Origin of the sequence: Shewanella sp. SM71 (assembly GCF_025653905.1) — a bacterium.
In the GTDB taxonomy this organism is placed as follows: domain Bacteria; phylum Pseudomonadota; class Gammaproteobacteria; order Enterobacterales; family Shewanellaceae; genus Shewanella; species Shewanella oncorhynchi.
Window position 1 is genome coordinate 530,602 of sequence record NZ_JAKKRW010000001.1, and the last position, 26,912, is coordinate 557,513.

Here is a 26,912-nt window from a genome sequence, read left to right on the forward strand (position 1 = left end):
ACCTCTATTTTTCCAACTGAATGGTATCACCCACTTCGCCCAACAATTAATTGTCGATGTGATCACATTGAGCAAATTCATCCTTGACTCTCCAGTGATGGGAGACTTTATCTTAGACCTATAGTGTGAAACATCAAGTGAGGGATCTCCCATGTCTATGACCAGACTCTATGTCGCCAATATGAATTGCGCTGGCTGCGTCGCAAAAATTGAAAAGGCGTTTGCCGCCCAAGATGGCGTCGAAGCGCGTGTGAATCTCGCCGATAAGCAAGTGACGGTAGAAGGCAAGATGAGCGCTGATACCGCCTTGGCTGTGATGGCAAATGCGGGTTATCCGGCGCAGGTCGTTATTGATGCTAAAGTCGCCGCCGAAGAAAAACGCCTTGAAGATGCCGCCGAGTATCGACTGCGGATGCGCCAAGCTATAGCCGCGCTCGTTGTGGGTGTGCCCATGATGCTGTGGGGATTACTGGGCGGTGAAATGATGATCAACAGCCCAAATCTGCAGCTAGGTTGGGGCATCATGGGACTGGTCACTTTAGCTTTACTCATCACCACAGGCGGCCATTTTTATCAAGGCATGTGGCGGGCGCTCAAAGCCAAAACCACCAACATGGATACGTTGATTGTGCTGGGCACCAGTACCGCATGGGCCTATTCCATGTTGGTGGTCATTATGCCGAGCGCATTCCCTATGGATACCCGCCATGTGTACTTTGAGGCGAGTGTGATGATCTTAGGTTTGATTAACTTAGGTCATGGACTCGAACTCAAAGCGCGGGGCAAAACCAGCGAAGCGGTGCAGCGACTGCTCGGGTTGCAATCCACTACTGCGATTCGTATTACGGATAAGGGTGATGAAAAGGTTGAGATAAGTCAGTTGAAACTGGGCGATAAGCTGCGTTTGCGCCCCGGTGACCGAGTTGCCCTCGATGGTGAGGTCGAAACGGGGCAATCCCTACTCGATGAAGCCATGCTCACAGGTGAGCCTATTCCTGTCCTTAAATATCGGGGAGACAGTCTGAGCGCGGGCACAGTCAACGGCAATGGCAGCCTAGTTTACCGAGTGACGGCTGGGCAACAAGATACTAAGCTCGCCAAAATCATTGCACTGGTGCAACAGGCACAAACGTCAAAATTACCCATAGGTCGATTGGCCGATAAGATCTCAGCGGTATTTGTCCCTACTGTGGTGGCGATAGCGCTACTGGCGGCGGCTATTTGGTATTTTGCAGGTCCAACGCCCGCCTTAAGCCATGCGTTAGTGGTGCTGACGAGTGTGCTTATCATAGCTTGTCCCTGTGCGCTGGGACTGGCTACGCCTATGTCTATCATGGTGGCCGTTGGCCGCGCAGCCCAAATGGGCGTGTTAGTCAAAAATGGCGAGGCACTGCAAATCGCCAGTAAAGTTGATTGTGTGGTGTTGGATAAAACCGGCACTGTCACCTTAGGTAAGCCACAAGTCACTGACTTTGTATTAGTACAAACATTGAGTGATGCCGATAAAGAAACCTTGCTGGGCGAAATTGCAAGCCTTGAGCAGCACTCTGAGCATCCGTTAGCGGGGGCGATTGTCAGTTATGCCAAGGAATCACTGACGCAATTGCCCGATACACAGGCATTTACGAACCATCAAGGTAAGGGGATTGAGGGCAAGGTCGATGGCGTATCGCTGGCGATTGGTAATCTCGCCTTGATGACGGCATTGAATATTGTCAATTCCGATGGCAGTGCCTTAGATCCTAACGCGACATTCAGTTTTGCGAACCAAGGTAAAACCCCAATTTATGTCGCCAAAGCGGGCAAGTTAGTGGCCACTATCGCGCTGGCTGATCCGATTAAACCTGATGCCAAAGAAGCCATCGCGGCCATGCAGCAACGGGGCATTCGTGTGGTGCTGTTAACGGGGGATAACCCACAAACGGCGCAGGCGGTGGCCGACCAAGTGGGTATCACCGAAGTGATTGCCGGCGTACTGCCCGAGCAAAAACAACAGCATGTGCTGGATTTGCAAAAGCAAGGGCATGTGGTGGCTATGGTTGGGGATGGCATTAATGATGCCCCCGCCCTGATGAGCGCCGATGTGGGGATCGCGATGGGATCGGGCACTGAGGTGGCAATTGAAAGTGCGGATATCACCTTGTTGTCGCAGCAATTGATAGTGATTGCTAACTTATTGGCATTGTCGCGGGCGACGATTACTAATATTAAGCAGAATCTGTTCGGCGCCTTTGTGTATAACAGTTTGGGTATTCCGGTTGCGGCGGGCGTGCTTTATCCACTTACGGGCATGTTATTAAGCCCTGTGATCGCGGGTGCAGCCATGGCTTTGTCTTCACTGACTGTCGTCACGAACGCCAACCGCTTAAGACGGCAGAAGTTATAAGCTGTCGATACCTAAGCTAACTCAAAATGTTGAAACGGGTATCTTGAGTTAGCTTAGGGCTATGCCCACATTAGCACTTACCACATAAGCCCTTAGCGTCGGCAAGCTTTACGACGCTAAGGGTCATCAGATTGTCATTCTGCTCGAATACATTGAAAGCTAAGCCAATAGGGTAAAATCAATTATGCTTCTCACACAGGCATAGTGCAGCGATTTCGGCATTCCCTCTGGCTTTTGATCCGCCTTGGTAGTTGATAATTTAGCCCAAACTGCTATAGTGCCACGTTTATTTTTACCCCTTCGGCATAGCGTTATTTGGTTTATGCTTATTTAAAGCGGCGCCAGCGGGCTCGGCCAACATTACTCGATTTGGAAGTTCATTTTGATCACAACAGCAAATATCACCATGCAGTTCGGCGCTAAGCCACTGTTTGAAAACATCTCAGTTAAATTTGGCGGTGGTAACCGTTACGGTCTTATCGGCGCGAATGGCTGTGGTAAATCGACCTTCATGAAGATCCTGTGTGGTGATCTAGACCCTAGCAGCGGTAACGTCTCGTTAGATGTGAATGAGCGTCTGGGTAAATTAAGCCAGAACCAGTTCGGTTATGAGGAATTCAACCTGATCGATACCGTGATCATGGGCCACCGCGAACTGTGGAAGGTAAAGCAAGAACGTGACCGTATTTATTCTTTACCCGAAATGAGTGAAGAAGATGGCATTACCGTCGCCAACCTAGAGATGGATTTTGCTGAGATGGACGGTTATACCGCCGAATCTCGTGCTGGCGAATTACTGTTAGGTGTAGGTATCGGTATTGAAAGCCATTTTGGTTTGATGTCTGAAATCGCACCGGGTTTAAAACTGCGTGTATTGTTAGCGCAAGCCCTGTTCTCTGATCCAGACGTGCTGCTGCTTGACGAACCTACCAACAACTTGGACATCGACACAATCCGTTGGTTACAAGACATGTTGAACCAACGTAGCAGTACTATGGTTATCATTTCCCATGATAGATATTTCTTAAACTCAGTCTGTACTCACATGGCTGACTTAGACTACGGCGAATTGCGCGTTTACCCAGGTAACTACGACGAATACATGCAAGCAGCGACTCAAGCTCGCGAGCGTTTATTGTCTGATAATGCGAAGAAAAAAGCTCAGATCTCTGAGCTGCAAACCTTCGTAGCACGCTTCTCGGCTAACGCCTCTAAGGCGAAACAAGCCACATCACGTGCCCGTCAAATCGACAAGATTAAGTTAGATGAAGTAAAAGCCTCTAGCCGTGTGAACCCCTTCATTCGTTTCGAGCAAGAGAAGAAATTGTTCCGTAATGCCTTAGTGATTGAAAACCTAACTAAAGGCTACGACACTCCGTTATTCAAAGACTTAAACTTAATTGTTGAAGTGGGCGAGCGCATTGCGGTATTGGGTGAAAACGGCGTCGGTAAAACAACCCTGTTACGTACACTGATCCATGATATCCCGCAGGATGCCGGTACTATCCAATGGTCTGAAAACGCTAACATTGGTTACTATGCACAGGACCATGAGTCTGATTTCGCTAACGAAATGACGCTGTTCGAGTGGATGAGCCAATGGCGCAAGCCAGAAGATGACGACCAATCGGTACGTGGCATCTTAGGCCGTATGTTATTTGGCTCTGACGACATTAAAAAGTCAGTCAAAGTGCTGTCTGGTGGTGAGAAAGGTCGTATGTTATTCGGCAAGCTCATCATGCAAAAAGCCAACATTTTAGTGCTCGACGAACCGACCAACCACATGGATATGGAATCGATTGAATCATTAAACAACGCGCTGGAAATGTACGAAGGGACCTTGATTTTCGTGAGCCATGACCGTGCATTTGTATCGTCTCTGGCAAACCGTATCCTCGAAGTCACTCATTCAGGCGTGAATGATTTCAGAGGCACTTACGATGAGTTCCTTGCCAGCAAAGGCATTGAAGTCTAACGCTATTTGCTCATTTCGCTGCATGTTTAAATACAGCTAAATGCAGCATCAATAAAAACGCCGCGATTCATTGCGGCGTTTTTGTATCCATTTGCTGTCTTTTATCTAGCGATTAGCTTTTCGCGCACTCGATTTTAGCGCATTGGCGGCACTCGTTAGGACGCTGACTCTTGCTGCACATAAATCAAATTGTCGGTATCAAAGCCGCGGGCTTTAGACATTTCAACAAACTTTTGCAGCACCTCGGGTGGCACAGTCGGGGTTTTAGCCAATAGCCACAAATAACCCGTGTCGGGTCCCGATATAAAAGCGTATTGATAGTTTTCATGATCTAATTCGAAGACCACATACGATCCATAAAATGGCCCAAAGAAGGAGACTTTCAAATAGCCTTCTGAGTCCCCATTCACAAAATAGGCCTTTCCTTCGGCTTCTTTCCATTCATTTTTAGCCGCTGAAAATCCACGGTTAATGACCCTAACACCACCATCCTCTTTCAGGCTGTATTCTGCGCTAACTTGGCTTAACCCTCTTTCGAATGAATGATCTAAGCGCGCAATCTCGTACCATTTACCTAAGTATTTATTCAGCTCAAAATCATTCACGGGTTGAACCAATTTAGGCATGCCTAAGCAACCGCTGAGCAAAAATATACTGATGACTAACAGTAGCTTTCTCAATTTGACCTCCTGATCTTAAGTCTTAGTCGCACGTCTTAAGTGCAATGTTCAATCAATCCGCTATCGAGCTTACACTATTTTCTTCACATTATTTCAGCTACTTGGCAAAGGTTGTTGGTTACTCGCTCGCAACTCGCATTTTGCGCTGACTGATAAAGCCTTGGCTAATGCCGGCCAGAAGAATTAAGCCGACACCGCTTAATTGCATTGGGCTCAAGGTTTCACCAAATATCCACCATGCTAGCGTCACTACGATAACCGGTTCCACATAGGCGAGGGTGCCAAAAGTGACTGCAGGCAATTGGCGTAGGGCTTTTACCGCCAGCAAAATGGCTAAAAATCCGGGGAAGAATCCAATCGCAATTAACCAACCCATTTGCGGCAAACTTGGCGTTAGCGGTGCATTTATCACTAAGGGCAGTAGGCACAAAGCGCCGACACTAAGCTGCACTAAAGTGCTTTGATAGGGCGAACTCAGGCTAGGTTTTCGGTTGATTAACATAAAACCGCAGTAGGTTAATAAAGCGAGTAGGGCATAAAAATAACCTAATAATTCAGTGTGATTGCTCGCTTGCTGTGGCCCTGTTGGGATCATTAACATAAAACCCATTAGTGCGACGACCACGCTTGCCATGCTTAAGCGGGTGAGTTTTTCGGCAAAGAAATAATGGGCGAAAATAGCCGACACCACAGGGGTTAAGTAAATAATCATGATTACTTTGGCCATTTGGGTGTACTGAATGGCTTCAATGTAAAACGCCATAAAACCCGCGAGCATAGCGCCGTTAACTAAGTTACGCTTACTCGGTCTATGGCGAATTTGCTGTCCTTTGCCAGTGAATAACATATAAGCCAATAGAAATAGGGCACCGAGCAGTAAGCGGTAGAAGGTAATGTGTTCGGCGGGCAGGGCGGCAAAGCGCGCTAATACACCGATTGTGCCCATAAGAATGGCCGCCAATAGGGCAAAAATGATAGCTAAAGCTGAGCTTGGCATAGATAACCTACAACAGAGTGAACAGAGAGTTAAGGGGCGACACCGTCCTGTGGACGGCGTCGATTTTGCCTTAAAAACTCACCCTAGGCTATGCCGATATATTAACTAAATAATGCTTTTACGTGAGCGGAAATGGTTAAAGCTATCTTGGCTGTAGGCCGCCTTAATCCGTTTTAACGCGGCGTAGTTATGGTCGAAGTACACATCAGTGGGGATGGCCTTGTCTTTGAAACTGATATAAGCGCCCGAGGTGTTGGGGATGTCATAGCTTCGGCTGGCATCAATCCAATCGAGCGCACGATTAATGCGGGTAAACACTTGGCTATCCTGCAATTGTTGCTTCTCTTGCAGGGCGTTATTCCACCAAGTTTGATATTGAATTGTGTATTGTCTGTCCTTGTAGGGGAAGGCGCTGCGGCTCTTTTGCTCTTCGCCCATAGTGCGATAATAATCGCCCGCAATGGCGCCAAGGGTAACATAGGTAAATAGCCCCAGTTGGCGATTGCCTTCAAGCACATAGCGAGAGGTTAAGCTTTCAAGCAGTGGCTTATAACCGTCCCTTAGGCCCGTTTGATTCACTAAGCGCGAGGTGACTTTATGGGGCGCGGGCTCATCCAAATCGGGTGGCGTCGGTGAGCGGTTTATGCCTTGTAAGTCAGCTTGCAGATGATGAAAAGATTCCCTTTCCCAACTGGGCATTAAGTTTTCACCGTAGGCTTTGGTGAGTCCGCCCATACCCTCGATGCGAATATCATTGGGGATTAGGCCAAATTCATTAAATTGTTTCTGGATAAAGTGGTTTAGGCTGGCGGAATTGCCCTCCCAAAAACCATACATCAAGCAGTTATGCGTAATTGAGTCAGTGTCTATGTCGAGTGTTTTGTGTTGTTCTACGGGTAAATGTTTGGCATTAATCTTGAGATTAGTGCCAATCAAACAGCCAGTGCTGTCGGCATTTATGATGGCTTCCCAGCGCTGTAAAATGTCTTTAGTTGGGGTGTGCTCAATGAGTTCATGGGTTTGTTTATTGTAGCAATTCCATTCTAATTCAAACTTGATAAGGCAAGGTGGTAGTGGAAAGGTTTGCACAAAAAAGCGGGTCACTATGCCGTAACTTAACCCACCGCCACCCTTGAGCGCCCAGAGTAACTCAGGTTTATTGGCAACAGAGACGACTTGAGTTTCACCAACGCCGAGGACGATTTCTGCCTGTAATAGGGATTCGCAGCACATGCCGTGTTTGCGGGTCCAAGGTCCTGAGCCGCCGCCCATAATAAATCCCGCTATGGCAACACTGCCACAGGAGCTATGGGGGAGCATCACGCCTTGTTTGGCAAGGGCTGTGGTGAGATTGATAAAACGATTACCTGGGCCAATGGCCGCAATACCTGTAATGGGATCTAAAGTGAGGCTATCCATCTTCAGCAGATCTAACACTACGGTATTCGTTTCAGTGCTTTCACCTTCGTGATCATTCCCACCCGAGCGTACGCTGATTGGCAAGTTATAATCGATGGCCGCTTTATAGGCGATTTTGACTTCTTCAGTTGACGTGCATTTGATGATCGCCAGTGGTTTTTTTTGTAATCTGCGGTTGAACAGTTGGCAAGCCTGTTGATAGGCAATCATTTGCTTACCTGTGCTGACCGAGAGTTGCTGCTCACTATAATAATGGCCACCGGTAATAATATTATCGGCCGGAATGTGTGCGCGAACTTCATTGATGAAATTAACAAAGTTTTTGGCTTGAGTGATCACTAAGTTTTCACTAATACGCACTTCAGCACTTAATTCTTCTTCGGTCGATTGAATAATCAAACAATCCCGTTCCAGTTCATTTGCGACGGTGACTTTAATATTAGAGCGATAGGCCGTCAGCGATTTAAACACTTCAATATTGAGTGTAATATCCGCTTGATTACTCGCCGTGTAATTCACTAAATAACTAAAATTTGGCCAAGTGTTATAGTTACATTCAATAATGTAGGCTCGGCGTTCGTGGGGCGGAATAATTTTAGGTAATTGTTGATTATAGGTGTTGCTATCCGTAGTGGTTTTTATGAATTGATATTCAGTGTCATTAAATATGACCAGCAGCACTTTTTGTCTTTTAAGTGGGATAAAGTTTTCACCACGAATATTATGTGCATCTTGATGCTGGTAAATGTAAAGGTTATTTTCGCTAATCGATCTTTGTTGCGCTGGATTACGGTAATAGTCAACGATTTCAGTTCGCGTTAATAATCGATTGAGCAAGGTGATGCCAAATATTTCACCATCGAAATGTGTATCGCGATGATTCGGTAAAGACACGTTTTCAATTAAAAATTCATTGTCGGCAACCAGTGACAGATTATTGAGTTGTGTATGGGTAATTTCACCATCCACATAACAACTGATTTCATGGTATTCATGGCAGATGGACAATAAGTGCCACTGACCGTCGTTGAGTCCACCTAAGGTTGATATTGCCTCAACCCGCAGTAAGGTGGTATTAATCACGCATTCAATATGCCCCAGTGAATTTATATCCACCGCAAAATAGGTATCTTCCCTATCAGTTTTATAATGGAACACACGCCCACCTGCGCTGGTTTTCAACCAACACTGGTATGTGAATATGGCAAGGGGTGACGTGCTCACGGGTAAGCTTTTTTCAATCACTGCCCGTATATTTCTTGATGCCTCAAGCTTATTCATATTCGTGCGTCCTTTCGTGTGCTTTGCGTGTTTTACCTCAGTGCGCTAAAGCGCTACTGGGGTAATTCATCCCGTGGTTAATCCATCGCGGGTAACTAAGTCGCGGGTAACTATGTTTTGGGTCAATCAGTTTTGGGTAAATCAGTTGCGGGCAAACAAGTCGCCAATTAATAGGTATTAAAGCGACGTATTGATCCTGTCACGGCCATCGGCTTTGGCGCGATACAATGCGGTATCGGCGGCGCACAGCATGGCGAGTGAGGTACGGAATTGGCCATTGATTTCACTCGCAATCCCTTGGCTCGCGCTCACAGAGACATAGTCGCGCAGGCCTTGCTCAGTAAAGCGCAGGTCATTAATCCCTTGCTGCACTTTTTGGGCAATCGTCAGTGCCATTTTGGCATTGTGGCTTGGCAGTATTAGCGCGAATTCTTCACCGCCGTAACGCGCTGCCAGGCCAATTTCTATTGGCACTATGTCAGCAATCACTTTGGCAATCTTTCGTAGACATTCGTCCCCTTGGATATGGCCGAATTGGTCGTTGAACACTTTGAAGTAATCCACATCGATAATCACCACGCTGATCGGGCGCAACTTACCTGTGCATTCTTCCCAATAGTGATGCAGCATTTCATCAAAATATCGGCGGTTCGCCAGTCCTGTCAGTGAATCTGTGGCGGCCAATTTACGTAGCTTTTGATTTTCCGCTTTGTGCTGCGTTAAATCGTGCATCATCATCACAAACAGAGGTTCATGGCTGGGGATGTAGGAAATGGAAAGCTCAACATCTTTTGCTTTGCCTGAGGCGGTAATGAGGGTGATTTCTTCGGCGCAGTGCTGCACTGGGATACCGCAATTTTTGCCTAATTTAATATCATTGCTCAGCAGATTGTCATAGCGAGCTTGGTGGTGTTCGGTCAAAAAGTTGCGCCAATCTTGTCCCTTCAAACTGGCCTGCGGGCATGTCAGTAAGTCAGCACCTTTGCTATTGCTAAAGTAAATGTAACCTTGGGCATTGACGATAATCACCGGCTCTGTCAGATGCTGAATAAACTGTTGAATCGTTTCAATCGAGGCATGTTCGAAGAAGGTTAACGGCAACGAGGGTTCGACCAAGCCTTGCTGCGCAGTGCACTGTGAGCCATTGCCTTCACCCACAAGTGATAATGGATGTTGTGAGCGAGTCTGTTTAGGTGAGCTTGTCATTGTTATCATTCTCCGTGAACCTAATGTCATCTGCGCTAAGCGCTTTTCTGATGATGACTTTATTCTTCGCAAAGAAAAGATACCTTCTGCTTACCTTCCGATTTAATCTATTGTTTATAAAGGTTTTAAATTTACTCTTCTCACGGTAAATTCTCAGGTTTAGCTGAAACGTGCGAGGTTTTTGGGCATGGCTAAGTTGAAAGAGCGGTACCCATGAGTGGATTTTTGGCTATTAAGCGGCAAGCGCAAAGGATTTTAGTGTCTAAAGATGGTGGATAATGCTTTGATTTTATCGACAATCCAGTCACGTCTATGCTCATAACTGCGGCCTGTGAGTTTATCCTCACCGCACAGAAAAGCCCTTCTGACACAGCGATTTATCACATGATAGAAGGGCGTTGTATTAGCATCGATAAGCATTCTTCTGGCCGGGGTCATCATCTGCTCCAAACAGACGCAATCAAGATAATGTAAAGGCTAGTATAAGAGGGGACAAAGCACAAAAAGACATGGCTGTCCCCGCTTTTCCCCTTTTCTTCGGGTGTAGAAACTGCCCAGCCCGATTAAAGGTTGGGCATTTCGATTAGTTTTGAGGACGATTGATAATTTCTGGATCAGGACTTAATATCAGTAAGGTATTAGTAGTATTGCTCAATACAAATTGGAACTTAGTAGTTCCCGACGTTCTATCTAGATCGACGAGTTGTACTAACATACCATCGCTGCTGATGGTTACCGCATCGACAATATCATCGAATGGGGTAACAAAGCCGACCCCAACAAATTTTAAACCTTTTCCTGTTTGATCATTTAGCAAGTAGGTAACAGTACCAGCTTGGGTGATAGTCACATCCCCTTGGCATTGTTCACCATTAGCATCTGTATAAATAAATACAGGTTCGCCATTTTCTAGATTAACATTGACTTTAATAAATTGAGCCGAGCCTTGTGGTGCGAACATATTAACTTCCTTTCTTTTGGTTAAAATTTGGTATTGGTTATATGAGATTTTAATAGTAAATGTTTAAGATTGTCATCGCTTATAATTTCGCCAAGGCAGTCAAGGGCTTTAACATAATGAATGGTGAAATTTGGTGATTTATCTTTTTCTACTATAGGTAATAGTAAATATTTTGAAGTGTTGCATAATTCATGCTTGGCTTTATAATTTTTGACCGTTTTAGCTTCAAATAGAATACTTTCCGATAAGTTTGAAATGAAGTTAATATTTTGATTGAATTTTTTTGATAACTTAAGAAATTCATTTTTTGCTAGCACAGCATATTCTATACTTTTATCAAACTTACCTTGTCGTTGTAAGTGTTGTGCTGATGCAAGAAAATAGCTTGCATACACTTCGTCTCTCTTCGATGAAGAATTCAAATCAATATCTGAATCTAGTAAAGATTTTAATCTTGTAATCTCATTAGAATCAGTGCGTGCAAATGCTAGAAGATTGAAGTGTAAATAGTAATTTTGTCTTGTCCAAATATCGTTTTTAGGATCTTGTTCTAGCGCTTTTGATATTGCTTCCAAACCAAGTCGGGTTTGTCTTAGGGCTTGTTCTGGTAGATCTTGATAATCGTATAACTTAGCAAGAATTTGATGGCTGGCTGCTAGTCTATCTAATATATATGGCTGTTTAATGTTATTGCTTAGTTCTTGTTGGAGTTGAGTGTGGATCTGTATGGCTGAAAGTACATCACCTTGTGACACTGCCGCACTCGCTAACCAAGAACGTGCATTGGCCACATCCGCAATTAGCTGACTATCCTCAGGCGCTTTTGCCAAGGCGAGCAATTTAAGCCTTAGCGACTCTTCAAAATCTTGTTGTGCTTTGGCAAATTCCTGTTGCTTCATCGAAACTGAGCCCAAAGTGTTATGGGCGTAAGAAAGTTCCATGAGCGCATCTTTATCTTCGGGCGCAAGGGCGTACATAGTTTGGCTATAGGCTAAGTACTGCTCGAAGAAGGGGCGCGATGCCGCCCAATCACTCACATCATACTTAAGCTGTCCTAACCAAAAGGCATTGGCACCTAAGGTTTTCAGTAGGGCTAAGTTTTCCGGCTGCAATTCGAGCAGTGGCAACATTTTTTCTTGCGCCGCGAGTAATGCGCTGCGGGCTTCATCGATTTTATTGCGCGAATAGGCGACTTCCCCCATGGCCTCTAAGGTTTGGCCGTGTTGGAAGCGGGCGTCAAAACTTAAGTGTGCATCATCCTCTTTATTGGAAAAATCAGTGAAATATTCCAGTGCCTTATTGCTGATCCCGTCGAGTAAGTCCATACGGCCGATGCCGCGCATCTTGTCGGCGAAGTCACCCACCATAAAGCCGAGCAAATCTTCGGCGGCGAGGCGTTTTTGCAGGGCAAGTTTTTCGGCCTCTATACTGCGCACGCTCATAATGACGGAGGTTAAGGTGAGGACGCACAGCAGGGCGACGGTTAGGCGCCTCGTCCAGCGCAGCATATTGGCGCGTTTGCTGGAGGCTGCGATAAAGGCGGTTTCGGGATCGTCTAAATCGAATAACGGATTTTGGCTGAGGCTTTGGGCCTCTTTCAACGGCTTGCCGTCGGCGAGCAGATAAGCGCTGTGTTTGGCTTCGCTGAGCCAACGCTTAGATAAATGCTGTAGGCGACTCTTAATGCTTAAGCTGTCGTTATGCTCGCTAATCCAAGCGGTTGCCCGCGGCCAACGGCGTAAAAGTGCTTCGTGGGCGATGCTAAAACAGGGTTCACCATTTTGCAGATGCGACACGAATAAGCGGCTATCGACCATGGCTTGCACTAGGGCGGTTTCAGCGGTGCTTTGTAGTTGTGACCAGCGAGCGGTGCGGCTGGTGATGGACTTTTCATCTTCACGCAGAGTCACTAGCAGGGATAAAATCCGCGGTAGGCTGGCTTTTTCGGCATCGCTTAAATGGGAAATCGCTTGCTCGGCATTTTTGCCAATCGCCCCTTCAATACCGCCAAGCGCATGATAAACCGAGACTAATAACTTATCGTCGGCGCTGCGTTGCAAATACAAGGCTTGCAGCGTGTATTGCAACATAGGCAACGCATCTGGGTTACTGGCGGCATCGCTGCAGAGCATTTCGTCGAGCGGCATCGCGGTGTCGCTGTCAACTTCCCAGCTTAAGTTGGCAGCCACCGCGGGCAGGCGGATCATTTGTAATAGCTCAGTGCGTGTTGGCGGCGCTAAGTCAAAGTGGGCGCCGCGGGCTTTACCCGCCATTAAGCTTGGGTAATTGACCAATAAAGGATAAAAATCGTTGCGACAGGCACTGATGATAATCACGGCTTTTGAGGTGGCGAGTTGTTCCAATAATTCTATGAACTGGGTTCGTTCGGTATCGCTAAATAGCGGTGATGAGAGCAACACTTCTAATCGGTCGATAAACAAGGCAAAAAACGGATTGGAAAAGGGTTTAGCCTTGAGCGCTTGGGTACACTGATTGATCACGCTTTGGATATCTTCGACGAGTTGAATCGCCAGAGTCTCAGCGCTCATGCCTTCGAATACTGGGATGTCGTTGATTTCCCAGTCGAGCATTGCACTGGCAAGATCGGTGAGTAGTTGCCCTTTACTCACATCGGCAAAATCTAAGCTGCTGAATGACGCGACACCAATGCCGTTATAGCCGTCGCCCTTCATTAAATTGGGCACAACACCCGCATTAATCAGGGAGGATTTACCGCTGCCACTTGGACCTAAGATCAGGCAGAAGGCACGGCCAAACAGGATTTGTTGGCTTATCCGGTTAAGCAAAGTGCTGATTTGTTCACTGCGGCCAAAAAACACCTCGGCATAATTAGCGCTATAGGCTTGCAGTCCCGGAAAGGGCGAGCCGCCTTGCCAACTCTGTGGGCTGGCGGTGGCTTGGTGTCCGATAGGAAAACGCACTTCGGCTAAGGTGCGATAGCCGCGTTTGCGTATGGTTTCTATATAGGTGGGTTCTGTGGCGCTATCGCCTAATGCTCGACGTAACTGATTGATAATCTTGTGTAGTGGATTGTCGCCGGTATCTACACCTGGCCAGCAGTGGCTGACTATTTCATCACTGCTGACGACTTCGCCCGCCCGTTGACAGAGAAATAGCAGCACATCCATCGCCTTGGGTTCAAGTTGTTTGACTTGTTTGCCAAGGAGCAGACTATTGGCGCTGGGATTGATTTGCCATTCACCAAAGAAAAATGTGCTGTCACTCATAACGATGTCCATTTATTGAGTATTGACCATGGCACGGTAAAAACTTGCGCCGTGAGTCACTCTTATTGTTATACGTATTGTTATAAAGATCTATGCTTGTCATTCAAAGGTCTGATGTCAAGACGTTGACATTATGCCGTTGATGATTGTTATTTAAAAGGAATAACCCTTGATAATCAATGTAAATTTTATCAGGGTGAGGTGTGGTAAATAGTCTTTAGCTTGTCATTTTTCTGTCAACAGTTTGTGCTTTGCGCTAGATGTTAAATAAGGTGATGGCTTTTAGGTGTCGATTGCAAAAGATCAACAATAAAAAAGTGCCCGTGATTGGGCACTTGGTATTAGAGATGAACTTAAGGCTAACAAGCCTGACTTATCAGCACGTTAAGCTAAGTATCTTAACGTTAGCCCCTTAACATTGGTCCCTTTGAATTAGCGCGTTAAGGTTAGTGCCTTGGCTTGATAGCTTAATCTGGCCATTTGACCTTGATCTTGGAGTTCTAACTCATTGAGTTCGAAGGGCTGCTGTAAACCCGAGGCTTGGATGAGCTTAGGATCTAACATCAGCTTTAACTTCGGCGACTCTGGGGTCAGCCAATTGGCCGCTTGGGTGCGTAGAATCGCCACCTTTTGACCTTCGGCGTTGGTGCCCGTTAACGTGCCACTTAAGCCAAAACGTCCCGCCTCGGCGACAGTTAACTCAAAGTTGATTTGGTTAGGCAAGCCTTTATCCCAAACCGTGAGCACTTTGGGCTTGATGCTCGCCGAATTGACATAGGACTTAAAGACAGATTTGACCGTGCGCTGCACAGGTCGGCCATCGACTTGGGTTTGCACTGTGATTTCAATTTCACTGAACCCTGCATTGCTGCTCGAAAGTGCGACGCCCGCGGGGATCACCGCTTGCCATGTCTCCCCTTGTTTTACCATCGTCAGTGGTTGCATATCGCCATCGGCTTGCTTGAGTTTTGCTTGTGGCACAAAGGCGTTATCACTTTGGCTGAGTGCGAGTTCAAGCCCAAGGGTTTGCGCATCCGCCGCGATGGCGGTGGGGGCTTTGACGCTCAGTTGATAGGGCGAGCCTTTTTCCTTCACATTGACTAAGTAGTTGGCGCTTGGCGTTAACGGCTGACTGACCTGCAGGCGATATTGGCCCGGTGTGGCTTTCGCCGACATTTGCAATGCACTGGAATCATCGGTTAACCCTGCGCTAGCCAAAGCATCGGCGTTGACCATTGATTTAACCAGTGACTCATTGGTGTTTATCCCGCTGCTATTGGCTGCTTTGCCTTGGGGTGACTGATTAGGGGTAACGCGCTGAATTTGTACGCGCTCAGGGGCAATAGCCTCTGCATGCATTAAGGCGCCAGAGCGGGTATCGCCCCGAGGTGCAATGCGCACTAAGCTAGACGCTTGGCTCATGGTGAGGCCCACGCCCGCATTAAGCTGTGCGCCTGTTACATTGACCCAATACTCGTCACTTTGGCTGGCTTGCTCAAGCTTAAGCATACTCGCTTGATACTCACCGTACAGCGGGGTGATAAAGCTAATGTAATCCGTACTGGTGTTGATGGGCGTGAGTGTTGGGCTGGCAATATTGCTATCGACTAAATCGGTATCGCTCGGCGCAGCTAGGGTTAACCCTTTGGCGTACATAGGGCTGGCATTGGTTTTGGGATCTATGGGTGTGGCTTCATCTTGGCAGGCTGCAAGCAGTCCGCTTAGCGCCAAGACACTGGCAAGTTTGCTGAGTGTGTGCATCTTAGTGCTCCTTAAATGTGGTTGCGGATCAGCGTGTCTAAATTGAAACACGTACGACGACTCTGCTGATGGCTTAAGGGCTCTTGGCCACGGGTCTTTTGTTTATCAGTAAACCAGACAGTGCCAGCCGCCTTTTGTGAGCTGCAATTTAAGAAGCCGTCGGAGCAGCTATCGAGCCAGTTTTGGGTGGTTTCGAGCGCGACTTGGTATTGATAACCCGCGCAGTAACTGTCGCTGTCCCAAATGGCGGAATCAACATCTGAGCCCACCACGACTTCGAAGGGTTTACCCAGCGATGGGCGACCCGCTGTGCCATTAAGCCAAGCGTTGTTGTAGTTTGCCATCCAACCGACTTGCTGTTGTTTCACCGCATTGCTGCCATAGCCTAAGAGCCAGCCTAAGCTGGTTTCGAACACATTACCTTGGTTCACCGCATCGGCCAGCGGCGTACCAGCACTGGAAGGCGCGATGGCGATAACCTTTGAGGTGGCGTTGATCACTGCAGGATAACGGCTGTCCCACGTTGGGTTAGATAAAATCCACCGCACTACGTTGCCACCATTGGAGTGGGTCAGCAGAATTAAGTCGTCGATATTTTTGGCTTGGATAAAGCTATTAAGCTGCGTGGCCAGACAACCTGCGGCGCTTTCTTCCCACATATATTGGTCAAAGTCGCAGTTGATCACTGTGTAATTGTTTGGCACTGGGATGCCTTGGCGCACTGAGTTAACAAATTCGGGCGTCCAGTAATCGGCTAAGGCATTGGTCTGGTGACCCGTACCATGGATAAAGGCGACTCCGGTTGCGGCTAACGTGACTGGGCTGACAGCGAACAGACCCAAGAGCATGAGGGCTTTTTTGATCTTCATGGCTATATCTCGTGTTGTTGGTCTTGTTGATTGTGGCCGCCAGTCCGTTGCGACAGTTCAGGGCAAGTCAGTTAATGCAGGATTTGCCGTAAATAAGCTTGAAATCGGCTGGCATGGCTCGGTTTATAGGCGCTTAAGCGCGGGTTACTCACTTTGGGTAAAACATGACTTAAGGCCTGAATACGACGGGATAGTGTGAATGCGCTAGTTTAGGTTGGCATCAAATGTGATTGCCGTAACTTAGCCATTATCAACAGGACTTAACTCAAGCTTATTAACCTAGACGCAACATTTTAAGCTGGCAAGTAAAACCATCATTATAAAATGCAATCGCAGGGTCGCATTTTGAACGGTTCGTTTTAATGTTAAACTAAAGGTTGGTAACCTGATGATAAGCAATGCCTAATAAACTAAATTGTGCTTTATCGTGTTTGAAATATCGATTTGCTCACACAAAAGAATTTTCTGTGACACCCGCTTAGTGTTTGAGTTAATCAGTTTATCATTCTGTATATAAAGGTTTTTTGTGATAAATAATTCAAACTCGCGCATTTACTCTGGGATATGGGTATCACTTTAGTGCATTTAAAGACTAAACCGATTAGGCTGAGCTGAGGTAAAGTGGGATAAACGGGATAAGAACCAACATTGCCGAGATGATATTCTTCTTATCTTAATCAGTCATCTGAGCCATGGATTGACTGGGAGTAGAAAAAGTAGCGCGATATGGGCAGGTTTAATCTAAATAGACAACAAACACGGGAGAATAAGTTTGGCGATAGAACATAATAAGATGGTGAGTTGCTTAAGTGGACTGCAATGTCGCACTAATTTCACCATAAAAAACATTACTGAATACATGCTCCCAGAAACCAAAGAGGCGTTCTATTTACACCTCGACGGTAAATCACCAAACTTGATTATTCGCCCTGCATTCGAAGTCTTTTCCGGCGAACTTGCCACTATTGCAGGCGTGCATGCCAAATACGACTATTTCCACAATGCCGAGATGACACGTTTCCCCAAACGTTTGCATAAGAGTTTGACCGAAACCCACTATGGCCTTGCCTTTAGTTTTGACACGGTTGAAGCCGTACAGCAATTCATTACCCGTTTGAGTGCGATAGTGAAAGGCGCATAAGCTTTTACTGTATAAATCTTTAATAGAAGGCCGCTTAATTTTTCGATTGAACGGTACCTAAATTTTAGCCTTGCAGTGCTAGGGTTAAATTCCTCAATATCAATGAAAATGAGGAATTTAACTGCTGCCTTTTTACGCGGCTTTTCAGTATATTCATCAATAGATGAATTTTGCTGGAGCTTGCCATGTCGCTTATTCCCGGTCGCCCAAAGGGGGTTGTGCCATTTACCGCCCAAACTGAATCACAGCCGCAGACTCCTGGTCGTCCGAAAGGGGATTCCGATGCCCGCCAACGCTTAATTATCGCAGCCCTAAATCTCTTCAGTCATCGCAGTTATCCCAGTGTTTCTACCCGTGAAATTGCCCGCGAAGCCGAGGTTGATGCCGCACTTATTCGTTATTATTTTGGTTCAAAAGCGGGCTTGTTCGAACAAATGGTGCGGGAAACCCTTGAGCCCGTATTAGCGCGTTTTCGCGAAATATCCGCTGCGGATGCCCCTAATAACTTGGGTGAACTTATGCAGACATATTATCGCGTTATGGCACCTAACCTGGGATTGCCACGGTTGATTATACGGGTGTTACAGGAAGGCGATGGCTCAGAACCCTATCGCATTATGTTGTCTGTTTTTGAGCAAATTTTATCCCTCTCGCGGCAATGGCTCGAATCCACATTAGTCAATGCGGGGCTATTGAAGGAGGGATTAGATCCCGATTTAGCACGCCTCAGTTTCGTGAGTCTGATGGTCTTTCCGCTTATTGCGCCCCCGGTGTTAATGCGTCAGTTCGGTTTTTTTAGTGCCGATGCTGATGGTTTACAGCGTTTAGCGCTGCACAATATGCAGGTTTTTACCCAAGGTGTACTGCGTGAACCGAGGAAGTCGTAATGAGTGTGAATTTTAAAATTCTGACGCACGTGAATGTGGGTTGTGTGATCTTGCTATTAGTCGGCTGCACTGAAGCGCCGCCCAGAGTACTTGGCACTGTCGAGCGGGACAGGCTGACGCTTACCGCGCCCGTAGGTGAGTTGATTACTCAAGTGAATGTGGTTGAAGGTCAACAGGTTAAGGCGGGTGAGGTGTTAATTCAGCTCGATACAACCTCTGCTAATGCGCGCCTCGCCCTGCGCCAAGCCGAGCTTGAACAGGCTAAAGCTAAACTTTCTGAGGCGGTCACAGGTGCGCGTTTAGAGGATATAGAACGCGCCAAGGCCGTGCTCGACGGGGCAAATGCCAGCGTGAAAGAGGCTCAGCGAGCCTTTGAACGAACAAACCGTTTATTTGCCACTAAAGTACTTAGCCAAGCGGATTTAGATACGGCCCGTGCGGCGCGGGATACCAGTTTCGCTAAGCAAGTCGAGGCGCAGCAAAGCCTGCGACTACTAGAAAATGGCACCCGTAGTGAGCAGCTAGAGCAGGCCAAAGCGGCGGTGGCCGCAGCTCGCGCCAGTGTAGCCATCGAACAAAAAGCCTTAGCAGACTTGAGCCTAGTGGCGGCGCGTGATGCCGTTGTCGATACGTTGCCTTGGCGAGTCGGCGATCGCATTGCCGCAGGCACCCAGTTGATTGGTTTGCTGGCGAGCGAGGATCCCTATGTGCGGGTTTACCTGCCCGCGACTTGGTTAGACAGAGTGAAGGCGGGTGATAGCGTCAATATTCTTGTAGATGGCCGCGAGATACCGATTGCTGGCACTGTGCGCAATATCCGCAGTCAACCTGCTTACACGCCATTTTATGCGCTAAATGAACGTGATCGAGCGCGGCTGATGTATTTGACCGATATTACTATTTCCGCCACAGATCAGAACCTACCTACTGGCATGGCTTTAGAAGTTGAACTCGATGTGCTGCAACTCGATGTGCTGCAAGGAGTGCAGCAAAAAGTGGAGCAGCCATGAAAAGCGCTGATTTTGCTATCGAGACCCAAGGGATGACCCGCGCCTTTGGTGGTGTTAATGCGGTAGAAAACCTCGACCTCGCCATTCCCAAGGGCACAATTTATGGGTTTCTCGGCCCCAATGGCTGCGGAAAATCGACTTCAATTCGCATGTTAACTGGGTTGCTGAGTCCAACATCGGGGAATATTCGTGTTTTGGGTGAAACCTTACCCGGCGCCGAGGAAAAACTGCGCCGCCGCATTGGCTATATGACGCAAAAATTCTCCCTGTACGACAATCTTTCGGTGCGGGAAAACTTAGAGTTTGTCGCGCAAATTTATGGGCTTAACCGCCGAGCCTCAAAGCTGCGGATAGCCGAGTTAGTCATGCTATACGATTTAGTCGGCCGAGAAAAACAAATGGCGGGCTCCATGAGTGGCGGCCAGAAACAGCGTTTGGCCTTAGCGGCAGCGACCTTACATCACCCCGAATTATTGTTTCTCGATGAGCCGACATCGGCGGTCGATCCTGAAAATCGACGCGAGTTTTGGGAGCGCTTATTCGATCTCTGTGCCCAAGGCACCACGATACTTGTGTCGACTCACTATATGGATGAGGCCGAGCGTTGCCATGGTCTTGCGATTTTAGAGCGGGGGATAAAACGCGCCGACGGTTCACCCCAGCAGTTGATGGCGGCGATGGGGGCTCGGGTGGTTGAGATCTCAGGGGACGACTTACGCACTTTAAAACAATCACTGATCAGCGAGTCTGCGGTATTGTCGGCGGCGCAAATCGGCAGTCGTTTGCGGGTGTTAGTGCGCAGCGATATTGAAGATCCGCTCGCTTGGCTTAAACCTAGGGTTGCCAGCCGGACGATGGAAGAAGTGCGCGCTAGCTTAGAAGATGTGTTTGTCACTTGTACTGGCGAGCGCTTGGCTGGGGTTTCCAAGGGAGATACTGACCATGTGGCGTAGGATTTTTGCGATTGTGGTCAAAGAGCTGCGGCAGTTGTCGCGGGATCGCATGACCTTTGGCATGATAGTCATGATCCCGTTAGTGCAACTGATGTTGTTTGGTTATGCGATCAATACCGATGCTCGCCATCTGCCTGCTGGGTTAGTTAATTTGAGTGATTCTGCCTACAGTCGCGCACTGGTTAAGGCGGTGGAAGCAACGCAGGTCGTAGATTTTAAGCAGCGATATTTAAGTGCCGCCGAGGCTGAGGCGGCGATTACTCGCGGCGAAGTCAAAGCCGTGCTGTATTTGCCCGCCGATCTCGATGAGCGCTTAGTGCGTCACCCAAGCTTTGTGGGTCAGCAATATTTAACCCAATCCTATATCGCACAACCCGCTGGCCAATGGCTGGTGGATGGTTCAGATACGGTTGTCGCTTCAACTATTCGTAGCCTAAGGCAAATGCCACTGGATGAAGTCGCAGGAAGAACACTAAAAACGGCGATGCCGAGTTTTGAAGTGGTGCAATATTTCAATCCCGAGCAACGTTCTGTGGTCAACATAGTGCCCGGTCTGTTGGGGGTGATTTTGACTATGACCATGGTGATGTTTACTTCCGCCGCCATAGTGCGTGAGCGCGAGCAGGGCAATATGGAGTTTTTGATCACTACGCCTGTTCGGCCACTGGAGTTGATGCTGGGTAAAATCGTGCCCTATGTGATGGTTGGCTTTGTGCAAGTGACCATTATCCTGAGCGCGGGGCATCTGTTGTTCGATGTGCCCATTCGCGGCGGGCTTGATTCTATCGCCCTTGCCGCTATGTTGTTCATTTGCGCCAGTTTAACCTTAGGATTAGTGATTTCGACCATAGCGAAAACCCAGTTGCAATCGATGCAGATGACGGTATTTATCCTCCTGCCATCGATTCTCTTGTCGGGATTTATGTTCCCCTACGAAGCCATGCCTATCGCGGCGCAATGGATTGCCGAAGCTTTACCCGCAACCCATTTTATGCGCATGTCACGGGCCATAGTGCTGCGCGATGCCCAAGTGATGGATCTGCAATTTGATGCCCTGTGGATGATAGGTTTTACTTGTATTGGGTTATTGATTGCCAGTATGAGATTTTCGAAGCGCTTGGATTAACCCTGTACTGAGTTTCATCATCAAGGGCAAAGTGCCGAGTTTTGATATAGCGCAAATTATCAGTAAACAATCGCGCTAAGCTATTGAAATCGATGTTGCTTAATTAGGATATCCCTTACACTGCCGCTAGGGCGATTGCCGCCATCATGCTTAGCGAAGGGAATTCATTATGCCTCCAATCATTTGTCATAGCGCGCTCGATGCGGTTGCTTTAATTCAAAGCGGCGAGACGCTGTGGACTCATTCCATGGGCGCCACACCGCGCATTTTATTAGATGCGTTGGCGCAGCATGCACTCACCAAAGAAAATCTCACCCTGTTACAGTTACATACTGAAGGCGCCGAATCCTTAAGCCATCCCAGTTTACAGGGGCATTTACGCCATCGATGTTTTTTCGGTGGGCTGCCAACGCGGGCATTACTGCAAAGTGGTGACGCGGATTATGTGCCGATTTTCCTGTCTGAAGTGCCTAAGTTATTTCGTTCCGGCGAGCAAAAAATTGATACCGCAATTATCCAAGTGTCGCCACCCGATAAGCATGGCATGTGTTCCTTAGGCATTTCGGTTGAAGCAACGCTCGCAGCTTGCCAAGTCGCGGGTAAGATCATCGCTCATATTAATCCACAAATGCCGCGCACCCATGGCGACAGCTTTATCCATATCGACCGTTTTGCCGCTGTGTATGAGCAGAGCGCGGCGTTGCCCATTCATTCCTTCGCGACGGGGGATGCGGTGAGTTTGGCGATCGGTAAAAATGTTGCCCAACTGGTGCGTAATGGCGATTGTTTGCAAATGGGTATAGGTGCGATCCCCGATGCCGTGCTGTCTTGCTTAACCGAACATAAAGACTTAGGCGTCCACACTGAGCTATTTTCTGACGGTATATTGCAACTGGTTGAAAAGGGCGTGATTAACAACAGCAAGAAGCGTTTTTATCCGGGAAAACTCGTCACAGGTTTCGCCCTGGGTAGCCAGAAATTATACGACTATGTTGATGATAATCCTGCGGTTATCTTTATGGACATAGAGCAAGTCAACGACACGGCCATTATCCGTAAAAATCCCAATGTGATGGCGATTAACTCGGCGCTGCAGGTCGACCTTTCAGGCCAAGTGTGTGCCGATTCCATTGGCACTAAAATCTATTCTGGTGTCGGGGGCCAGATGGATTTCATCCGCGGAGCAGGGTTATCTGAAGGTGGTCGTTCTGTTATTGCGCTGCCCAGCACTGCCGCGGGGGGCACGCTTTCTCGCATTGCCAGCGTGTTATCACCTGGCGCAGGGGTTGTCACCACTCGGGCCCATGTGCATTACATTGTGACCGAATACGGCGCCGCTAATCTACGCGGCCGTTCACTGCGCGAACGGGCACAAGCGCTGATCGCCATCGCTCACCCAGATTTTAGGGAACAACTGAGTCGTGATGCCTTTGAGGTGTGGGGATTAAATCTATAGCATTGTAAATCTTGGTGTTATGGCTTGCTGCCGAGTTTGCAGTGGTGCAAGCTCGTTTGAGCGTAAAGGGTTGGTTTTAATACGTCGTTTAATCGCGGTAAAGAGTCATTCGTCTGTCCCGATATGGTATAAACTCTTGGCGGGTTTGACCGACAGACTTATAAATAAAGGAGTCAATAATTTAAATGGATGAGATTGAATTAAAAGCATATTTAACAGAGAGGGTGTTATCTTTTTGTACGCGCTGGAACAGTATCGAAAATACCCTCTATACCGAAAGAACTGCCGAAGAAGATAAGCTACGGCAGGAATTGCCAGTGGCTGAATTCCATTATGCGAAGCAAACCGATTGGTTTGCTTTACTGAGTGAGCAAATAGCGCCATTATTTGACGATTTTTGTACCGATAAGCCCCGTGTTTACGGCGGAAAAGTGCGTAATTCCTTCGGGTTTCCTTCAAAATTTAATGGTTGCGATCATCCTCTTGAAGTGCAAATTACTTTAAAAAGTAAAAGCAGAGCCGAAATCTATATTAAAACCAACACTAACTTCGAAGATGAGTATTTGTTTATTGCTCTTAAAAAAGCCGATGAATGGCGTATCGATAGCTATAAAAATCGTCGCTATGGCAATGAGAAATGGAGCGTACAAATCCTTTAATTCAGCTTAATCTCAATGCTTGACGTCAGTAAAAAATGACTAAAGCATTGAGTTTAGTAACGTCGGTTTAATTTAAGTGATGCACTGAGACACAAAAAATATTGTGTAAATGGAACATCTTTATGCCATTAGATAATGCTCTTATTGCTCGAATCAAAGCCGAGACATTGCGGTTTACAACGGTTGAGGTTGAGCAATTTTTATTAGCTCATCCTGATAAAACCTTTTATGCCTTTGCTTTTGACACCCATGCTGAATACGCAGAATTAAATCTTTGTTTTAATACAGAGGCAGATTTTCAGCAGCGATTGGCCTATTACCAGTCTGGGGAATGGGCTGAGTCATACCAAAGCCCTGAGGCTATCCAAGAACTTAAATTCAATACAGGTGACTGGGAGTATCAATGTTTTAGTACATGTTACCTGCTTTCAGAGGATGAGTTGCAGACGATTCAACAGAGCTTACCCGAGGATGACTTTAGTGAGTGGGAGGAGATAGTGCGGCAAATACGCGCAGTGTTTAACGAATGCCTAGTGCAGTTTACCCAAACTGAAGTCTATCAAGCTATCCATAAAACCGATGGTTTTATGGCCTTTAGTATCGACCATGATGAAGATGTATCGGATATTGTGATGTCACCAGTCTTGTCGTAGTGCTCAACTTTATTGTTTTAATTTTGCTGTGTGTCTATTGTAAATCTAATGCAGTTACTCACGTGACTGGCATCATCCTCTCCTTAATGACCGTCCATCCGTGGCTGTTCTACTATGACATGTCATCACCCTTTCATTTTTGCCGTCATTCCCGCAATGCTTTCTCTTGCTTCTGACTTCCACAATACATCCTTAATTTAAATGTTATACATATAATGTATTTTATAGATTGGTTAACTGGGTCAATAAACGGCCATGAAAAACTCATTACAATTGCATTGGATTTGTATATTCATTTTTAAATTTGATATGGAGTATTTAAATGGAAGGTTTGCGCCGCCTGCTAGGAAACATGACGGTAACCAATAAGTTAAGGCTTGGTTTTGGGATCTTGTTATTGCTGATATTTATTGTGGCAGCGGCTGGATACAGGGGACTTACCTCAATCGATATCAGCAGTAGTCGGTTGGAGTTTATTGCCAATGTCGATAAAACATTGCTTGCGGCCAAGGCCGCAAGATTAGAATTTATTGCAAATGGCGATTTAACCAAATTGGATGAACTCCAGAGCTTAATTGAAAATACAAAAAGCGGTTTACAGCAACAATTGTCAGCGTCTAGCGAGGCCCACGATCAGCAGTATCTTCAAGAATCGTTAGTTGCAATGGATCGGTATCATCAATCGATAAATCAGTTTAGTGATGTGTTTAAGCATAAACAGGAATTGAAAGTCACGGGTGCTCAAGTGGGGGCCAAGTTGGTTGCCACCTATGCGGAGCTGGTCGATAGAATGACCAACAGGGCGCAAGCAACGCAAAATACTGAATTATTAAAAGATGCCTTAAGTGTTAGCCAGCAAATGACCATGTTACGTTATCACATCCGAGGCTATGTCTATGATGCTAGTGATCTCAATTTAAAAACGGCAAAAGATGCCATTGCCAGATTGTCACAGACTATCGCCACTCTTAAGGGAGAGGATACCGCACAAGCCATCCAGATATTGGACCGTTACGACCATGATATTGATGCTATGGTCAATGTTAACCGTGATATGGATAACCTAGCACAGTCAATGGGCGGCGCAGCACAAACATTGATGGTGAATATTCGTGAATTAGTTAACATCCAAAAGCATAAACGGGCAGACGCTGATGCCCAAGCAAAGGCCGTGGTACTCGGTGTGTTAATCGTCGCCTTGGTTGTCGGCCCCTTACTTGCATGGCTAATCAGTGGACAAATTGTTGGGCCACTTAAACAAACTCTCCTTACGGCGAGAAAAATTGCCGCAGGTGATTTAAGCAGCACTATCCACTCAGAGCGTCAGGATGAGATGGGAGAACTATTGCGTGCCATGGGTGAAATGAATAGCACCCTTAAGCAAGTGTTGACACAAATAGGTGATAGCGTGGTGCAGTTGGCTTCATCGGCAGAAGTACTTTCAACGGTCACAGAACAAAATAGTGCGGGTATGCAAAATCAATGTAGTGAAACTGACCAAGTTGCCACCGCGATTAATGAAATGGCGGCGACAGTACAAGAGGTGTCTACCAGTGCTGAAAATGTCGCGCTAGCGGCTAAAGAGGCGGATCACACCACTGCGATAGGTAATAAAAAAGTTATTGAAGCGGTCAGTCAAATCGAACTTTTAGCAAAGGAAATAGCGACCACGGCACATGCGATGGAGCGCTTACAATCTGAGAGTGACAGTATCGGTTCCGTCCTTGATGTGATCAAATCGGTTGCACAACAGACCAATTTACTCGCGCTAAATGCGGCCATTGAAGCTGCAAGAGCAGGTGAGGCAGGACGGGGATTTGCAGTGGTGGCCGATGAGGTGAGAAGCCTTGCGAGTCGAACACAATCCTCTACTGAAGAAATTGAAAATATGATTGTTAATTTGCAAAAGGGGACACTGGAGTCGGTACAAATGATGACCAAAAGCCGAACATTAAGTGATGGCGCAGTGTCATTATCCCGCGAAGCGGGTGAAATGTTAGTGGATATTGCCGATGCGGTTAGCCGTATCCAGGATATGACACATCAAATCGCCGCCGCCTCGGAAGAACAAAGCGCCGTGGCAGAAGATATTAATAAAAGTATTGTGAGAGTGAGGGATATTGCCGAGCAAACCGCTGATGGCGCGGCAGAAACAGCGCGCTCCGCCGATGATCTTGCTAGCCTTGGTGTTACGTTAAAAGGATTACTAAGACGTTTTCAGTTATAGGTTTGACAGATCTTATT

Annotated in this window: 20 protein-coding genes; 12 read left to right on the forward strand and 8 right to left on the reverse strand. The window is 47.0% G+C overall.

From position 1 onward, the window contains the following. Nucleotides 1-151 precede the first annotated feature (151 nt). Both L5L97_RS02280 and L5L97_RS02285 read left to right on the forward strand, forming a co-directional pair. A complete protein-coding gene (locus L5L97_RS02280; RefSeq protein WP_263180986.1) occupies nt 152-2,386 on the forward strand; it encodes a heavy metal translocating P-type ATPase in 2,235 nt (744 codons plus the stop codon). A 382-nt stretch (nt 2,387-2,768) separates the two neighbouring features. Further along, the gene (locus L5L97_RS02285) at nt 2,769-4,361 is read left to right on the forward strand and encodes an ABC-F family ATPase (RefSeq protein ID WP_081729050.1); all 1,593 of its coding nucleotides are present in this window, start codon (nt 2,769-2,771) and stop codon (nt 4,359-4,361) included. Between the two features lie 155 nt (nt 4,362-4,516). Here the strand turns inward: L5L97_RS02285 and L5L97_RS02290 are convergent, their stop codons facing one another. The 8 genes from L5L97_RS02290 to L5L97_RS02330 form a co-directional block, all read right to left on the reverse strand. Next, a complete protein-coding gene (locus tag L5L97_RS02290; RefSeq protein ID WP_263180987.1) occupies nt 4,517-5,041 on the reverse strand; it encodes a lipocalin family protein in 525 nt (174 codons plus the stop codon). 118 nt (nt 5,042-5,159) lie between these two features. Next, on the reverse strand, nt 5,160-6,038 hold the full coding sequence (locus tag L5L97_RS02295; RefSeq protein ID WP_263180988.1) for a DMT family transporter: 879 nt from the start codon (nt 6,036-6,038) through the stop codon (nt 5,160-5,162). 105 nt (nt 6,039-6,143) lie between these two features. Beyond that, the gene (locus L5L97_RS02300) at nt 6,144-8,738 is read right to left on the reverse strand and encodes an FAD-binding protein (RefSeq protein WP_263180989.1); all 2,595 of its coding nucleotides are present in this window, start codon (nt 8,736-8,738) and stop codon (nt 6,144-6,146) included. A gap of 177 nt (nt 8,739-8,915) precedes the next feature. Next, complete coding sequence (locus L5L97_RS02305) at nt 8,916-9,944, reverse strand: diguanylate cyclase (RefSeq protein WP_263180990.1); 1,029 nt, start codon at nt 9,942-9,944, stop codon at nt 8,916-8,918. 583 nt (nt 9,945-10,527) lie between these two features. Beyond that, the gene (locus L5L97_RS02315; protein WP_219250208.1) at nt 10,528-10,905 is read right to left on the reverse strand and encodes a DP-EP family protein; all 378 of its coding nucleotides are present in this window, start codon (nt 10,903-10,905) and stop codon (nt 10,528-10,530) included. A 20-nt stretch (nt 10,906-10,925) separates the two neighbouring features. Then, a complete protein-coding gene (locus L5L97_RS02320; RefSeq protein ID WP_263180991.1) occupies nt 10,926-14,153 on the reverse strand; it encodes a winged helix-turn-helix domain-containing protein in 3,228 nt (1,075 codons plus the stop codon). A gap of 432 nt (nt 14,154-14,585) precedes the next feature. Next, on the reverse strand, nt 14,586-15,914 hold the full coding sequence (locus L5L97_RS02325) for a DUF4785 domain-containing protein (protein WP_263180992.1): 1,329 nt from the start codon (nt 15,912-15,914) through the stop codon (nt 14,586-14,588). Between the two features lie 11 nt (nt 15,915-15,925). Further along, a complete protein-coding gene (locus L5L97_RS02330) occupies nt 15,926-16,783 on the reverse strand; it encodes a hypothetical protein (RefSeq protein WP_028760548.1) in 858 nt (285 codons plus the stop codon). Here L5L97_RS02330 and L5L97_RS02335 point away from each other — a divergent pair. The 10 genes from L5L97_RS02335 to L5L97_RS02380 all read left to right on the forward strand — a co-directional run bounded on the left by L5L97_RS02335 (nt 16,782) and on the right by L5L97_RS02380 (nt 26,895). Next, nucleotides 16,782-16,982, forward strand: a complete 201-nt coding sequence (locus tag L5L97_RS02335; RefSeq protein ID WP_173497123.1) for a hypothetical protein — start codon at nt 16,782-16,784, stop codon at nt 16,980-16,982. The two genes, L5L97_RS02330 and L5L97_RS02335, sit on opposite strands and share 2 nt — an antisense overlap. A 594-nt stretch (nt 16,983-17,576) precedes the next feature. Beyond that, entirely contained in the window at nt 17,577-17,924 is a 348-nt protein-coding gene (locus L5L97_RS02340; protein WP_113938914.1) for a hypothetical protein, read from the forward strand. Between the two features lie 185 nt (nt 17,925-18,109). Beyond that, nucleotides 18,110-18,811, forward strand: a complete 702-nt coding sequence (locus tag L5L97_RS02345) for a TetR/AcrR family transcriptional regulator (RefSeq protein WP_263179696.1) — start codon at nt 18,110-18,112, stop codon at nt 18,809-18,811. Further along, on the forward strand, nt 18,811-19,821 hold the full coding sequence (locus L5L97_RS02350) for an HlyD family secretion protein (RefSeq protein WP_263180993.1): 1,011 nt from the start codon (nt 18,811-18,813) through the stop codon (nt 19,819-19,821). The genes L5L97_RS02345 and L5L97_RS02350 overlap by 1 nt, the downstream gene beginning before the upstream one ends. Next, complete coding sequence (locus L5L97_RS02355) at nt 19,818-20,774, forward strand: ATP-binding cassette domain-containing protein (protein WP_263180994.1); 957 nt, start codon at nt 19,818-19,820, stop codon at nt 20,772-20,774. The genes L5L97_RS02350 and L5L97_RS02355 overlap by 4 nt, the downstream gene beginning before the upstream one ends. Next, nucleotides 20,764-21,900: an ABC transporter permease gene (locus L5L97_RS02360; RefSeq protein WP_263180995.1), complete on the forward strand. Its 1,137-nt coding sequence runs from the start codon at nt 20,764-20,766 to the stop codon at nt 21,898-21,900. Before L5L97_RS02355 ends, L5L97_RS02360 begins: the two co-directional genes overlap by 11 nt. A gap of 169 nt (nt 21,901-22,069) precedes the next feature. After that, a complete protein-coding gene (locus L5L97_RS02365; protein WP_212600061.1) occupies nt 22,070-23,356 on the forward strand; it encodes an acetyl-CoA hydrolase/transferase family protein in 1,287 nt (428 codons plus the stop codon). A gap of 185 nt (nt 23,357-23,541) precedes the next feature. Beyond that, a complete protein-coding gene (locus L5L97_RS02370) occupies nt 23,542-24,015 on the forward strand; it encodes an NTF2 fold immunity protein (RefSeq protein ID WP_105249681.1) in 474 nt (157 codons plus the stop codon). A 122-nt stretch (nt 24,016-24,137) separates the two neighbouring features. Continuing rightward, a complete protein-coding gene (locus L5L97_RS02375) occupies nt 24,138-24,668 on the forward strand; it encodes a DUF4303 domain-containing protein (RefSeq protein WP_263180996.1) in 531 nt (176 codons plus the stop codon). A gap of 322 nt (nt 24,669-24,990) precedes the next feature. Next, nucleotides 24,991-26,895 carry a methyl-accepting chemotaxis protein gene (locus tag L5L97_RS02380; protein WP_263180997.1) on the forward strand — a complete coding sequence of 635 codons (1,905 nt, stop codon included), beginning with the start codon at nt 24,991-24,993 and terminating at the stop codon, nt 26,893-26,895. Nucleotides 26,896-26,912 lie beyond the last annotated feature (17 nt).

What these genes read in the sequence shown, in the direction of transcription:
- L5L97_RS02330 (WP_028760548.1), bottom strand. Translation starts at nt 16,783, where the DNA reads ATGAAGATCAAAAAAGCCCTCATGCTCTTGGGTCTGTTCGCTGTCAGC.
- L5L97_RS02345 (WP_263179696.1), top strand. Translation starts at nt 18,110, where the DNA reads ATGTCGCTTATTCCCGGTCGCCCAAAGGGGGTTGTGCCATTTACCGCC.
- L5L97_RS02335 (WP_173497123.1), top strand. Translation starts at nt 16,782, where the DNA reads ATGGCTATATCTCGTGTTGTTGGTCTTGTTGATTGTGGCCGCCAGTCC.
- L5L97_RS02375 (WP_263180996.1), top strand. Translation starts at nt 24,138, where the DNA reads ATGCCATTAGATAATGCTCTTATTGCTCGAATCAAAGCCGAGACATTG.
- L5L97_RS02360 (WP_263180995.1), top strand. Translation starts at nt 20,764, where the DNA reads ATGTGGCGTAGGATTTTTGCGATTGTGGTCAAAGAGCTGCGGCAGTTG.
- L5L97_RS02350 (WP_263180993.1), top strand. Translation starts at nt 18,811, where the DNA reads ATGAGTGTGAATTTTAAAATTCTGACGCACGTGAATGTGGGTTGTGTG.
- L5L97_RS02300 (WP_263180989.1), bottom strand. Translation starts at nt 8,738, where the DNA reads ATGAATAAGCTTGAGGCATCAAGAAATATACGGGCAGTGATTGAAAAA.
- L5L97_RS02370 (WP_105249681.1), top strand. Translation starts at nt 23,542, where the DNA reads ATGGATGAGATTGAATTAAAAGCATATTTAACAGAGAGGGTGTTATCT.
- L5L97_RS02315 (WP_219250208.1), bottom strand. Translation starts at nt 10,905, where the DNA reads ATGTTCGCACCACAAGGCTCGGCTCAATTTATTAAAGTCAATGTTAAT.
- L5L97_RS02295 (WP_263180988.1), bottom strand. Translation starts at nt 6,038, where the DNA reads ATGCCAAGCTCAGCTTTAGCTATCATTTTTGCCCTATTGGCGGCCATT.
- L5L97_RS02305 (WP_263180990.1), bottom strand. Translation starts at nt 9,944, where the DNA reads ATGACAAGCTCACCTAAACAGACTCGCTCACAACATCCATTATCACTT.
- L5L97_RS02340 (WP_113938914.1), top strand. Translation starts at nt 17,577, where the DNA reads ATGGTGAGTTGCTTAAGTGGACTGCAATGTCGCACTAATTTCACCATA.
- L5L97_RS02355 (WP_263180994.1), top strand. Translation starts at nt 19,818, where the DNA reads ATGAAAAGCGCTGATTTTGCTATCGAGACCCAAGGGATGACCCGCGCC.
- L5L97_RS02280 (WP_263180986.1), top strand. Translation starts at nt 152, where the DNA reads ATGTCTATGACCAGACTCTATGTCGCCAATATGAATTGCGCTGGCTGC.
- L5L97_RS02365 (WP_212600061.1), top strand. Translation starts at nt 22,070, where the DNA reads ATGCCTCCAATCATTTGTCATAGCGCGCTCGATGCGGTTGCTTTAATT.
- L5L97_RS02380 (WP_263180997.1), top strand. Translation starts at nt 24,991, where the DNA reads ATGGAAGGTTTGCGCCGCCTGCTAGGAAACATGACGGTAACCAATAAG.
- L5L97_RS02325 (WP_263180992.1), bottom strand. Translation starts at nt 15,914, where the DNA reads ATGCACACACTCAGCAAACTTGCCAGTGTCTTGGCGCTAAGCGGACTG.
- L5L97_RS02320 (WP_263180991.1), bottom strand. Translation starts at nt 14,153, where the DNA reads ATGAGTGACAGCACATTTTTCTTTGGTGAATGGCAAATCAATCCCAGC.